This window comes from Micromonospora sp. 15K316, from assembly GCF_004348525.1.
Lineage (GTDB): Bacteria > Actinomycetota > Actinomycetes > Mycobacteriales > Micromonosporaceae > Micromonospora.
In genome coordinates, this window is record NZ_SMKG01000191.1 from 1 (window position 1) to 11,607 (window position 11,607).

12 protein-coding genes are annotated in these 11,607 nt (G+C 73.8%); 7 read left to right on the plus strand and 5 right to left on the minus strand.

Going from position 1 to position 11,607, the window contains the following annotated elements:
* Positions 1-126 precede the first annotated feature (126 nt).
* The 6 genes from E1211_RS25475 (at position 127) to mug (ending at position 4,500) form a co-directional block, all read left to right on the plus strand.
* On the plus strand, positions 127-699 hold the full coding sequence (locus E1211_RS25475; RefSeq protein WP_132351652.1) for a TetR/AcrR family transcriptional regulator: 573 nt from the start codon (positions 127-129) through the stop codon (positions 697-699).
* A 90-nt stretch (positions 700-789) separates the two neighbouring features.
* Complete coding sequence (locus E1211_RS25480; protein WP_132351655.1) at positions 790-1,719, plus strand: TIGR04222 domain-containing membrane protein; 930 nt, start codon at positions 790-792, stop codon at positions 1,717-1,719.
* Positions 1,716-2,534 (plus strand): DUF692 domain-containing protein, encoded by an 819-nt coding sequence (locus E1211_RS25485; RefSeq protein WP_132351657.1) that lies wholly within the window; start codon positions 1,716-1,718, stop codon positions 2,532-2,534. Before E1211_RS25480 ends, E1211_RS25485 begins: the two co-directional genes overlap by 4 nt.
* Positions 2,531-3,031, plus strand: a complete 501-nt coding sequence (locus E1211_RS25490) for a hypothetical protein (RefSeq protein WP_132351659.1) — start codon at positions 2,531-2,533, stop codon at positions 3,029-3,031. Before E1211_RS25485 ends, E1211_RS25490 begins: the two co-directional genes overlap by 4 nt.
* Before the next feature lie 24 nt (positions 3,032-3,055).
* Positions 3,056-3,817, plus strand: coding sequence for an SDR family oxidoreductase (locus E1211_RS25495; protein ID WP_132351661.1), 762 nt, complete (start codon positions 3,056-3,058; stop codon positions 3,815-3,817).
* Positions 3,814-4,500 (plus strand): G/U mismatch-specific DNA glycosylase, encoded by a 687-nt coding sequence (mug, locus tag E1211_RS25500; RefSeq protein ID WP_132351663.1) that lies wholly within the window; start codon positions 3,814-3,816, stop codon positions 4,498-4,500. The genes E1211_RS25495 and mug overlap by 4 nt, the downstream gene beginning before the upstream one ends.
* A 25-nt stretch (positions 4,501-4,525) precedes the next feature.
* Here the strand turns inward: mug and E1211_RS25505 are convergent, their stop codons facing one another.
* From E1211_RS25505 to E1211_RS25520, 4 genes are all read right to left on the minus strand, one after another.
* Complete coding sequence (locus tag E1211_RS25505) at positions 4,526-6,508, minus strand: ABC transporter ATP-binding protein (protein WP_132351673.1); 1,983 nt, start codon at positions 6,506-6,508, stop codon at positions 4,526-4,528.
* Positions 6,509-6,622: 114 nt separating this feature from the next.
* The gene (locus tag E1211_RS25510) at positions 6,623-7,390 is read right to left on the minus strand and encodes an enoyl-CoA hydratase/isomerase family protein (RefSeq protein ID WP_132351665.1); all 768 of its coding nucleotides are present in this window, start codon (positions 7,388-7,390) and stop codon (positions 6,623-6,625) included.
* A 46-nt stretch (positions 7,391-7,436) separates the two neighbouring features.
* A complete protein-coding gene (locus E1211_RS25515; RefSeq protein WP_007462679.1) occupies positions 7,437-7,664 on the minus strand; it encodes a helix-turn-helix domain-containing protein in 228 nt (75 codons plus the stop codon).
* Positions 7,665-7,854: 190 nt separating this feature from the next.
* Positions 7,855-9,459 (minus strand): ABC-F family ATP-binding cassette domain-containing protein, encoded by a 1,605-nt coding sequence (locus E1211_RS25520; protein ID WP_132351667.1) that lies wholly within the window; start codon positions 9,457-9,459, stop codon positions 7,855-7,857.
* Positions 9,460-9,701: 242 nt separating this feature from the next.
* Between E1211_RS25520 and E1211_RS25525 the strand changes: the two genes are divergently transcribed.
* Positions 9,702-10,610 carry a neutral zinc metallopeptidase gene (locus E1211_RS25525; RefSeq protein WP_132351669.1) on the plus strand — a complete coding sequence of 303 codons (909 nt, stop codon included), beginning with the start codon at positions 9,702-9,704 and terminating at the stop codon, positions 10,608-10,610.
* A gap of 306 nt (positions 10,611-10,916) precedes the next feature.
* On the opposite strand, the gene E1211_RS25530 is transcribed toward E1211_RS25525, so the two are convergent.
* Positions 10,917-11,579, minus strand: coding sequence for an acVLRF1 family peptidyl-tRNA hydrolase (locus E1211_RS25530; RefSeq protein WP_132351671.1), 663 nt, complete (start codon positions 11,577-11,579; stop codon positions 10,917-10,919).
* Positions 11,580-11,607: the final 28 nt, after the last annotated feature.

Genomic DNA, 11,607 nt, shown 5'->3' on the forward strand with positions numbered 1-11,607 from the left:
GGGCAGGGGGACGGAGGGTAGCGTCACGGGGCGATGCTAGACCGGCGGCCGGCCGGCCACCGTCCCCGCAATCCCAAGCCGTACGTACGGTTTGCGTGACGTCCCGCCACCTGGGACCATCGACGCGTGCCCAGAGTAAGCCAAGACCAGCTCGACGCGCGCCGCCAGGAGATCCTCGCCGCCTCGCGGGCGTGTTTCGCGCGGCACGGATACGAGGGCGCGACCGTACGGCGCCTCGAAGAGGCCACCGGTCTCTCCCGGGGCGCCATCTTCCACCACTTCCGCGACAAGGACTCACTCTTCCTCGCCGTGGCCGAGGACGACGCGGCGGCCATGGTCGAGACGGTCGCCCGCAACGGTCTGGTCCAGGTGATGCGGGACCTGCTGGCCGGCGCGATGTCCCCGGACACCACCGGCTGGCTCGGCACCCAGCTCGAGGTCTCCCGCCGGCTGCGTACCGACCCGGCGTTCGCCCGGCGCTGGGCCGAGCGGTCCGCCGCCATCGCCGAGGCGACCCGGGACCGACTGGCCCGGCAGCGGGACGCGGGTGTGCTGCGCGAGGACGTCCCGATCGACGTGCTGGCCCAGTTCCTCGAGCTCGCCTACGACGGCCTCGTGCTGCACCTGGCGATGGGGCGGCCCGCAGGCGACCTCGACCCCGTGCTCGACCTGGTCGAGGAGGCGGTCCGCCGGCGCTGAACCCGGCGACCGGCCCACGGCACGGGGTCGTCGCGATGGCCGGGTTGCTCCACAATGGGATCGCCGACCCTTCGGTGACAGGAGCAGCCGATGAACCAGCTCGACCTCGCCGCTGCAGGCGACACGTGGGGCATCTCCGGTCCGACCTTCCTCCGGTTCTACCTCGCCGCGGCGGCCGTGGTGGTGGCCGTCGCCGTGCTCCAGCGGATCCGGCTCGGCGCCGACGCGCGGGAGGGCGGCCACGACCCGCTCGCCCCGCAGCAGGCCGCGTACCTCAACGGTGGTGACACGCTGGCCGTGCACACGGCGCTCGCCGGGCTGCGGGCCGTCGGCGCGATCGACGTCGGGGCGAACCACCAGCTGAAGACGACCGGTCCCCTGCCCGCCGGGGCCACCGCGCTGGACCAGGCGGTGCAGCACGCGGCCGGGCAGCGGGCCCGGGTCCGCGAGCTGCCCCGGGACCAGTGGGTGGACCGGGCGCTCACCGACCTGCGCGAGGGTCTCGAACGGCGCGGCCTGCTCCTGCCACCGGCCCGGCGCACCGCCGCCCGGCGCACCTCGTACGCCCTGTACGCCCTGCTCGCCATCGGCGTGGCGCGGACCTTCCTCGGGCTCACCGACAGCCGGCCCGTCGGCTACCTCTTCCTCAGCCTGCTGGCGCTCTCCGTGATCTCCCTGTTCCTGAGCCGGGTCCCCCGGGTGACCCGCGCCGGCCGGCAGGCCCTGCGCGACCTGCGCCGCCAGCACGCCCACCTCGCACCCTCCTCCGCCCCGGCGTACGCGACGTACGGCGCGGCCGGCGTGACGACCGGTGTGGCGCTCTTCGGCGCCGCTTCGCTCTGGGCGCTCGACCCGGGCTTCGCCGAACAGGCCGAGATCCCGCGTCAGGCGATCTCCGACGGAGGCGTCGGCGCCTCCGGTGGTGGCAGCGGCTCCGGCGGCGAGGGCGGCTCGTGCGGCGGCGGCTCCTGCGGGGGCGGTGGCTGCGGAGGCGGGTGCGGAGGCGGGTGCGGCGGATGAGCGCCCCGGCCGGCGTCGGCATCGGCTGGCGCCCCGAGATCGCCGGCTTCGTCGCCGAACTGCCCGGACTGCGCTTCGTCGAGGTGGTCGCCGAGTCCCTCCCGCCCTCCGGTCCGTTGCCCCCGGGGCTCGCCGCGCTGCGCGGGCGGGGCGTGACCGTCGTACCGCACGGCGTCCGGCTCTCCCTCGGCGGCGCGGAGCCGGTCGACCCGGCCAGGGTCGATCACCTCGCCGCGGTCGCCGAGTTGGTCGACGCGCCGCTGGTCAGCGAGCACATCGCCTTCGTCCGGGCCGGCGGGCTGGAGGCCGGGCACCTGCTGCCGCTGCCGCGCAGCCGGGCGGCCGTCGACGCGGTCTGCGCGAACGTCGCGCGCGTCCAGGAGCGGTTGCCGGTCCCGATCGCGCTGGAGCCGATCGCCGCGCTCTTCGACTGGCCCGACGACGAGCTGGACGAGGCCGCCTTCCTCACCGAGATCCTCGACCGCTCCGGCGCGCTGCTGCTGCTCGACATCGCCAACGTCCACGCGAACGCGCGCAACCGGAACACCGACCCGCTCGACCTGCTCGACCGGCTGCCGCTGGAGCGGGTCGCGTACGTGCACGTGGCCGGCGGCGCCGAGCACGGCGGCTTCTACCACGACACGCACACCGACCCGGTGCCCCCGCCGGTGCTGGAGCTGATCGGTGAGCTCTGCGCCCGGCGGCGGCCGCCGGCCCTGCTGCTGGAGCGAGACGGTGGGTACCCTCCGGCGCAGGCGCTGCGCGCCGAACTCGACGCCATCGCGGCCGCGTCCGGGTTCCCGGTGGTGACGTGACCGGCAGCGACGCCGCGCACCGAGCGGACGACCTGGCCGCCCGGCAGGCGGAGCTGGTCGCCGCCCTGGTCGCCGGCGGGCCGCTCCCGCCCGGATTCGCCCCCGCGCCGCTGGCCGCGGCCCGGGCCGCGTTGCTGCGCAAACGTGCCGGGGAGGTGGCCCGGCACTGGCCGCTGCTCGCCGCCGCCCTCGGTGCCGAGTGGCCGGCGCGCTTCTCGGCCTGGGCGGCCGACCGGCCGACCCGCGGATCGCTACGGGACGGCTGGGATTTCGCCCGCGCCCTGCGCGACGAAGGGGCGCTGCCGCCGCTCGGCGCCGAGGAGTTGGCCGTCCGGGAGGCGGGTGCCCGCTACGACGGGCACCGTCCGCCCCGCCCGCGCCGGCTGCCGGCGTGGGGCCGCGTGCGCGGCGCCGTGGCGGTGCAACTCGCCGGCCGGGTACGCCTGCTCCGCCCCGCCCCTCGCGCGAGTCTGGACACAGCGGGTCGCGACCGCTGACACCGGTGCGGCAGGATCGGCACCATGGATCTCGGACTCAGCGAACGGGTGTACGTGCTGACCGGCGCCTCCCGGGGCCTCGGCTACGCGACCGCCGAATGCCTCGTCACCGACGGGGCGCGCGTGGTGCTCTCCGCCCGGGACGCCGACACGCTCGCCGCCGCCGTGGAGCGCCTCGGCGGGCCGGAGCGGGCGGTCGGGGTGCCGGGCGACCTGGGCGACCCCACCCTGCCGGAGCGCCTGGTCGCGGCGGCCAAGGATCGCTTCGGACGGCTCGACGGCGCGCTGATCTCGGTCGGTGGGCCGCCGCCCGGCAACGCCGCGTCGGTCACCGACGAGCAGTGGCGCGCCTCCTTCGAGACGATCTTCCTGGGCACGATCCGCGCCGTGCGGACGATCACCGCCAACCTTCCCGACGGCGGTGCGATCGGGCTGGTCCTCTCCAGCTCGGCGCGGAGCCCGCTGGCCGGGCTCGGCATCTCCAACGGACTGCGGCCCGGGCTGGCCGGCGCGGCGAAGGACGTCGCCGACGAGTACGGCCCGCGCGGTGTCCGCGTCGTCGGCCTGCTCCCCGGCCGCATCCTCACCGACCGCAGCCAGGAACTGCTCGCCGCCACGGGTGACCCGGAGCGCGCGCTCGCCGAGATCGAGGCGGGCATCCCGCTGCGCCGGATCGGGGATCCCGCCGAGTTCGGCCGCGTCGCCGCATTCGTCCTCTCCCCCGCCGCCAGCTACGTCACCGGGGTCACCATCCCCGTCGACGGCGGCTCGCTGCGCGGGCTGTGACTCCCGACCCGCCCGGCGGTCGTCGGCCCGGCCGGCCGCGCCGCGGCGCGCCCGCCCCCGGCGACCGCCGCCCCGGCTCCGGGCCACCGCTCGGCGACCGCCGGCCCGGTCCTGTCACCGGTCCCGGCGACCGGTATCCGCGGCCGACCCGGGAAGAGCTCGCGGCGGCGGCCGACCGCCTCCTGCCCGACCTCATCGCGCCCGGCCTCGACGTGCTCTTCGTCGGTATCAACCCGGGCCTCTGGTCGGCCGCCGTCGGCTGGCACTTCGCCCGGCCGGGCAACCGGTTCTGGCCGGCGCTGTACCGGGGCGGCTTCACCCCGCGGCTGCTGCACCCGAGCGAACAGGGCGAGCTGCCCGGGTACGGGATCGGCATCACCAACATGGTGGAGCGGGCCAGCGCCCGCGCCGACGAACTGACCGCCGCCGAGCTGGTGGCCGGGGCGGAGGCGCTGCGGGAGAAGGTAGCGCGGTACCGGCCGCGCTGGGTCGCGGTGGTCGGTGTGACCGCCTACCGGATCGGGTTCGCCCGCCCCAAGGCGACGTTCGGCCCGCAACCGGAGCGGCTGGCCGACGCCCGGCTCTGGGTGCTGCCCAACCCGAGCGGGCTCAACGCACACTTCACCCCGGAGAGCCTGGGCGCCGCCTTCGCCGAGCTGCGCCAGGCGTCGACCGCTCTCTAACGTCGGGAGCCGGCCCGGGCCGCGATCAGTTGGCGGCGGCCGGGGGGAGCGCCTCCTCGGGCACGTAGCTGCCCATCGGCATGATCACCGGCTCGGGGCCGGTCGCGTCCGCGTACGGGGCTGGCGAGTCAGCCACCGCGAACTGCGTCCGGTAGAGCTCGGCGTAGAGCCCACCCACCGCGACCAGCTCGTCGTGCTTTCCCCGCTCGACGATCCGGCCACCGTCGAGGACCAGGATCTGGTCGGCGTCGCGGACCGTGGAGAGCCGGTGCGCGATCACCAAGGCCGTACGCCCGGCCAGCGCCACCGAGAGCGCCCGCTGGACCGCCGCCTCGCTCTCCGAGTCGAGATGAGCGGTCGCCTCGTCGAGGATGACGATCGACGGAGCCTTGAGCAGCAGCCGCGCGATCGCGATCCGCTGCTTCTCGCCGCCGGAGAACCGGTAGCCGCGCTCGCCGACGGTGGTCTCCAGCCCGTCGGGCAGGGACCGGACCAGGTCGGCGATCTGCGCGCCGGCCAGCGCCGCCCACAGCTCGTCGTCGGTGGCGTCCGGCTTGGCGTAGCGCAGGTTCTCCCGGATCGACTCGTGGAACAGGTGCGAATCCTGGGTGACCACGCCGATCTCGTCGCGCAGCGACGCCAGCGTGGCGTCCCGTACGTCGACGCCGCCGACGAGCACCTGGCCGTCGCTGACGTCGTAGACGCGCGGGATGAGCATGGAGAGCGTCGACTTGCCGGCGCCGGAGGGGCCGACCAGGGCGACCATCTGTCCCGGCTCGGCGGTGAACGAGACGCCCCGCAGCACCGGCTCGCTGATCGTCCGGTCGAGGGTGGCGACCTCCTCCAGCGAGGCGAGCGAGATCTCGGCGGCGCTCGGGTAGCGGAACCGCACGTCACGGAACTCGACCCGGCCGCTGCCGCGGGGCACCGGCGCCGCGTCGGGCTTCTCCTCGATCGCCGGGCGCAGGTCGAGCACCTCGAAGACCCGGTCGAAGGAGACGAGGGCGCTCATCACGTCGACGCGGACGTTGGAGAGCGCGGTGAGCGGACCGTACAGGCGGGTGAGCAGCAGCGCGAGTGTCACGACCGTGCCGGCGCTGACGCTGCCGGTGACCGCGAGCCACCCGCCGAGGCCGTAGGTGAGCGCCTGGGCCAGCGAGGCGACCAGCAGCATCGCCACGAAGAAGGTCCGCGAGTACATGGCGGACTGGATGCCGATGTCCCGTACCCGCTCCGCCCGGCCGGCGAACCGGCGCGCCTCGCCGTCCGGCTGGCCGAAGAGCTTGACCAGCAGCGCGCCCGCCACGTTGAACCGCTCGGTCATCGTGGCGTTCATCCGGGCGTCGAGGTTGTAGGCCTCCCGGGTGATGTCGGCGAGACGCCGCCCGACCCGGCGGGCCGGAATGATGAAGACCGGGAGCAGCACGAGTGACAGCGCGGTGATCTGCCAGGAGAGCGTGAACATGACGCCGGCGGTGAGCACCAGCTGGATGACGTTGCTGACGACGCCGGAGAGCGTCGAGGTGAAGGCCCGTTGCGCACCGAGCACGTCGTTGTTGAGCCGGCTGACCAACGCGCCGGTCTGGGTGCGGGTGAAGAACTGCAACGGCATGCGCTGCACGTGGTCGTAGACGCGGGTGCGCAGGTCGAGGATGATGCCCTCGCCGATCCGGGCGGAGTACCAGCGCTGCGCGAGGGAGAGCAGCGCGTCGGCGACGGCGAGGCCCGCGATGATCAGGGCGAGGCGTACGACCAGCGAGCCCGCCTCGGTGCCGCCCCGGTTGATCGCGTCGATGACGTCACCGGCGAGCAGCGGCGTCGCCACACCGATCACTGCGGCGACGACCACGGTGACCAGGAAGACCACGATGTCGCGCCGGTACGGCTGGGCGAAGGCGAGGATGCGCTTCGCAGTGCCGCGCTTGAGCTGGTGCGCCGAGACCTCGTCCTGACTGCGCATCGACCGGAGCATGCTCCAGCCGCCCATGCCCATGCCACCGCCGCCCATCGGGTTGGACACGCTCACCTCCAGGATCGTCGGGCAGACCACACCCAGGTCAATTCTCCCGACGACACTGACAACCTCGGCCGTAACCCAGATCTTCCCGGACGGTCCTTACCCTTACTCGCCGCGCCCGGCGAGGTCACGCAGCCGGCGGGTCTGCGCCTCCCGCTCGGCCCGCTGCTGCTCCGCGTGCGAGCGCCCCGCGGCGCCGGCGAGCAGCGCCTTGATCTCGACCACCGCATCCCGGGCGCCGGCCAGCAGCCCGACGGTCAGATCGCGCACCGCCTCGTCCAGCTCGGCCGGCGGTACCACGAGAGTGGCCAGCCCGATCCGGTCCGCCTCGGCGGCGTCCATGCGGCGGCCGGTGGCGCAGATCTCCAACGCGCGGGAGTAGCCGACGAGTTCGACGAGGCGCTTGGTGCCGGCGAGATCCGGCACCAGGCCGAGCGTCACCTCGGCCATCGAGAACTTCACGTCCTGGGCGAGAACCCGCAGGTCACAGGCGAGGGCCAGCTGGAATCCCGCCCCGATGGCATGCCCCTGCACGGCCGCGACGGAGATGAGATCCGGACGGTGCAGCCAGGTGAACGCGGCCTGGAACTCGGCGATCCGGTCGGCGCACTCCTGCTCGGGCAGGGTGGCGAGCTCGGCGAAGGAGCCCGGCCCGGAGGCACCGGCCACCGACAGGTCGAGGCCGGCCGAGAACGCCCGCCCCTCCCCCCGTACGACCACCACGCGCACGTCGCCGGGGAGCTCCCGGGAGAAGGCGCTGATCGCACGCCACATCGCCGGGGTCTGGGCGTTGAGCACGTCGGGCCGGCACAACGTGACCGTCGCGACCGGCCCGTCGTATTCCAACCGCACTCCGGTCGCGTCGGCGGTCACCGGGCGACCCGGGGGGCGGCGCTGATGGACGACGTAACGGGCTCGGTCACGCCTTCTTGCGGCGCCGGGCACCGCCGCGCTGGCGCAGCTGCACCCCGGACTCGGTGAGCACCCGGTGGATGAACCCGTAGGAACGGCCGGTCGAGGCCGCGAGCGCCCTGATGCTCTCACCGGAGGTGTACCGCTTAACCAGGTCCTTCGCGAGCGTCTGACGCTCGGCTCCGACGATCCGGCGACCCTTCTCAGTGCTGGTGGCTGTGCCGGTGGCTGCCATGCTGTGTCCTCACGTCCCAGACTGTGCGGTTCGGATACGGTCCCACCTATTAGACCGCCTCGAACGATCATGCGCCAGATATCAACTATTCGCCAACCGACACGCTATGCGATGTCAGCTTCCCGATAGGTGACGCACGAACCCACCCGTACCGGTGCTTCCCCGGCGGGAAGGCGGGTGGTTCCGACCCTCAGGCGAGTTCCACGAGTTCGAGAAGGTCGTCGCTCCAGGCGTCCTCGTCACCGTCGGGAAGCAGGATCGCCCGGTCCGGCTTCAGCGCCAGCACCGCGCCGGGGTCGTGGGTGACCAGCACGATCGCCCCGGGATAGCGGGCGATGGCGTCGAGCACCTGCTCCCGGCTGACCGGGTCGAGGTTGTTCGTCGGCTCGTCGAGCAGCAGCACGTTGGCGCCCGAGCAGACCAGGGTGGCCAGGGCCAGCCGGGTCTTCTCGCCACCGGAGAGCACCCCGGCCGGCTTGTCGACGTCCTCGCCGGAGAAGAGGAAGGCGCCGAGGATCTTCCGCAGGTCGGTGTCGGTCTGCTCGATGGCGGCGGCGCGCATGTTCTCCAGCACCGTCCGGGACACGTCCAGCGTCTCGTGCTCCTGGGCGTAGTAGCCCAGCCGCAGCCCGTGCCCGGCGTGCACCTCGCCGGTGTCCGGCGTGAGCAGGCCGCCGAGCATCCGCAGCAGGGTCGTCTTACCGGCGCCGTTGAGCCCCAGGATCGCCACCCGCGAGCCGCGGTCCACCGCCACGTTGACGTCGGTGAAGATCTCCAGCGACCCGTACGACTTGGAGAGCCCGGTCGCCGTCAGCGGCGTCTTGCCGCACGGCGCCGGGGTCGGGAAGCGCACCTTGGCCACCTTGTCGGCGACCCGCACCTCCTCCAGCCCGGAGATCAGCTTCTCGGCCCGGCGGGCCATGTTCTGCGCGGCGACCGTCTTGGTGGCCTTGGCCCGCATCTTGTCCGCCTGCGCCATCAGGGCGCCGGCCTTCTTCTCGGCGTTGGCCCGCTCCCGGCGGCGTCGCCGCTCGTCGGTCTCCCGTGCCTCCAGGTACGCCTTCCAACCCAGGTTGTAGCCGTCGACCACGGAGCGGGTGGCGTCCAGGAACCAGACCTTGTTGACCACCGCCTCCAGCAACGAGGCGTCGTGGCTGATCACGATGAGCCCGCCCTTGTGGTTGGCGAGGAAGCCGCGCAGCCAGGTGATCGAATCCGCGTCGAGGTGGTTGGTCGGCTCGTCGAGCAGCAGGATGCCGCCGCCGTTCTCGCCCGCGTCGCGGAACAGGATCCGGGCCAGCTCGATGCGGCGACGCTGGCCGCCGGAGAGGGTGCCGATGGTCTGGGCGAGCGCCCGGTCGGGCAGGCCGAGGTTGGCGCAGATCCGGGCGGCCTCCGCCTCGGCGGCGTACCCGCCCAGGGAGGCGAACTGGTCCTCCAGCGCGCCGTAGCGCCGTACCAGCTTCTCGTCGGCGTTCTCGGCGAGCTTGGCCTCGATCTCGGCCATCTGCGCCATGAGCACGTCGAGGCCGCGGGCGGAGAGCACCCGGTCGCGGCCGGTCACCTCAAGGTCACCGGTGCGCGGGTCCTGCGGCAGGTAGCCGATCGCGCTGCGGCGGTCGATCTGGCCGGCGTACGGCTGCCCCTCTCCCGCCAGCACCTTCAGCGTGGTGGTCTTGCCGGCGCCGTTGCGCCCGACCAGGCCGATCCGGTCACCGGGCTGCACCCGCAGCGTGGTGTCGGACAGCAGGATCCGGGCGCCGGCGCGCAGCTCCAGGCCGGTGGCAGTGATCATGTCGTGAGACTCGCTCTCGGGGTCCGGAAGGCCGACTCAGGGCACGCGAAAACGCCGGCGGGCGACGGGCCCGTCGGCGTGGGGCGGTTCAGCCTTCGCAGCGCAGCACCCGACAAGTGTACCGGCCGGCTCCCGGCTCCCCCGCCGGATTACCGATCAAGATCATCGGGTACCGAACCAGACGTCCGGACCCGGTCCGGTACCGCAACCACCCAGAGGGACACATCGGCGATCGGGGTCAGATGGAGCTGAACGAGAACGCGCAGATCGACACCAGCCAGGTGGACGACCGGCGGGGGTCGGGCGGAGGCGGCATCGGCGGGATACCCATCCCGATCGGCGGCGGACGGGGCGGGATCGTGGGCCTCGTCATCGCCGTCCTGGTCGCCCTGGTCGGGGGCGGCTTCGGCCTCAACGCCGCGATGGACGGCGGCGACCCGACGGGTGACAACACCTCGCTGGAGCAGAAGTGCTCGGCGGACGATGCCTTGCAGCAGCTCGACTGCCGCAACACCCTCTACGTCAACTCGATCCAGGCGTACTGGCGCAGCGCGCTGCCGCAGGAGTTCGGCGAGCAGTACCAGCCCTCGCGGACCGTCTTCTTCAGCCAGTCCGTCAACACCGCGTGCGGCGCCGCCGACTCCGGCGTCGGCCCCTTCTACTGCCCCGCGGACGACCTCGTCTACATCGACCTCGGCTTCTACCGGGTGCTCGCCGAGCAGCTGGGCGCCGAGGGCGAGTTCGCCCAGCCGTACGTGCTCGCCCACGAGTACGGCCACCACGTGCAGGACCTGATCGGCACCGAGGCGCAGATGCGCCGCCAGCAGCAACGCGACCCGGAGAACGCCAACGCGCTCTCGGTGAAGCTGGAGCTGCAGGCCGACTGCTACGCGGGCGCCTGGGCGCGTAACGCCACCGGCACCGCCGACGCCGGCGGCCAGAGGATCTTCACGAGCATCACCGAGCAGGACATCCAGCAGGCGATCGACACGGCGGAGAAGATCGGCGACGACGCCATCTCGGACCGGGCGAACCGGCCGGTCAACCCGGAGGAGTTCACCCACGGCTCCTCCGCGCAGCGCAAGGAGTGGTTCAGCCGCGGCTACTCCACCGGCGACCCGAAATCCTGCGACACCTTCGGCAACGGCTGAGCCCCGCCGCTCCCCACCCGGGCCCTTGGCCGTCGCCGGGGGCCCGGGCCTGTGCGGAGCGCCCCGTCGACCTTGGCACCGGTCGACCCGGGCAAGTCGCGGGCCGCAGCCCGTGCCGGGACGGACGAATCTGGGCCGGTGCGGGCGGACCGACCTCGATCACCTCAGGTTCCAGGAAGGCGGGCTGTCGCCGCGGGTGAGACACCCCGATTTCCAGGAAGCCGAGTCGATCTTCGGGCCGACGAAGGTTCGGTGTGGCCAGGCCGGCGCCTCGCCGCCCGCCGGCCAGCCGTCCCGGGCGGGCGCTCAGGCCGGCGCGTCGCCGCCCGGGTCACGGACCAGGACGTGCACGGCGCGAGCGCCGGCGATCGCGCCGAGCAGTACGGCGTGCCGGGGCTCGGGCACGTCGAGCAGCCGGTCGGCGCGCAGCGCGGCCAGCGGGGCGAGCCGCCGATCGGCGAGCACGGTGTCGACGGCCCGCCGGTCACCGCCGCAGACCAGCGCGGCGAGCGACGAGACCTGCGGGAGCAGCAGCCGTACCGCCAGCTCGGTCGCGTCGCCCAGCGCCGCCTTCGTCTGGTTGTCGCGCCGCCGGGCGAAGCGCTGCTGGGACCAGCCGCCGGCGGCCGTCCGCCCCTGCACGTAGCGGGTGTCCACCTTCGACACGACGAGCTCCGCCCCCTCGGCGATCCCGACCGCCACCCCGCCCTTGCGGGCGAGCAGCAGACCGAGCCGGCGGGGCGCCGACGCGGCGGCCACGAAGGCCGGCACGTCGGCGGCGACGGAGGCGCCCGGTGGAGCGTGCAGTTCGGCGATCGCGCCGTCCGGGGCGGTGAGCAGCAGACCGTACGCCTGGCTGGTGACGGTGGGCGGGCCGTGCCGGCCGGCGAACCCGTCCACCCAGCGGGCCAGCCGGCCCGGGTCGACCTCGACCCACCGGCCGCCCCCGGCAGCGGGTCGACTCGACATGGCCCGACCGTACGGCACACCCCCGCCT

What these genes read in the sequence shown, in the direction of transcription:
- E1211_RS25480 (WP_132351655.1), top strand. Translation starts at nt 790, where the DNA reads ATGAACCAGCTCGACCTCGCCGCTGCAGGCGACACGTGGGGCATCTCC.
- E1211_RS25485 (WP_132351657.1), top strand. Translation starts at nt 1,716, where the DNA reads ATGAGCGCCCCGGCCGGCGTCGGCATCGGCTGGCGCCCCGAGATCGCC.
- E1211_RS25495 (WP_132351661.1), top strand. Translation starts at nt 3,056, where the DNA reads ATGGATCTCGGACTCAGCGAACGGGTGTACGTGCTGACCGGCGCCTCC.
- E1211_RS25505 (WP_132351673.1), bottom strand. Translation starts at nt 6,508, where the DNA reads ATGGGCGGCGGTGGCATGGGCATGGGCGGCTGGAGCATGCTCCGGTCG.
- E1211_RS25515 (WP_007462679.1), bottom strand. Translation starts at nt 7,664, where the DNA reads ATGGCAGCCACCGGCACAGCCACCAGCACTGAGAAGGGTCGCCGGATC.
- E1211_RS25520 (WP_132351667.1), bottom strand. Translation starts at nt 9,459, where the DNA reads ATGATCACTGCCACCGGCCTGGAGCTGCGCGCCGGCGCCCGGATCCTG.
- E1211_RS25525 (WP_132351669.1), top strand. Translation starts at nt 9,702, where the DNA reads ATGGAGCTGAACGAGAACGCGCAGATCGACACCAGCCAGGTGGACGAC.
- E1211_RS25530 (WP_132351671.1), bottom strand. Translation starts at nt 11,579, where the DNA reads ATGTCGAGTCGACCCGCTGCCGGGGGCGGCCGGTGGGTCGAGGTCGAC.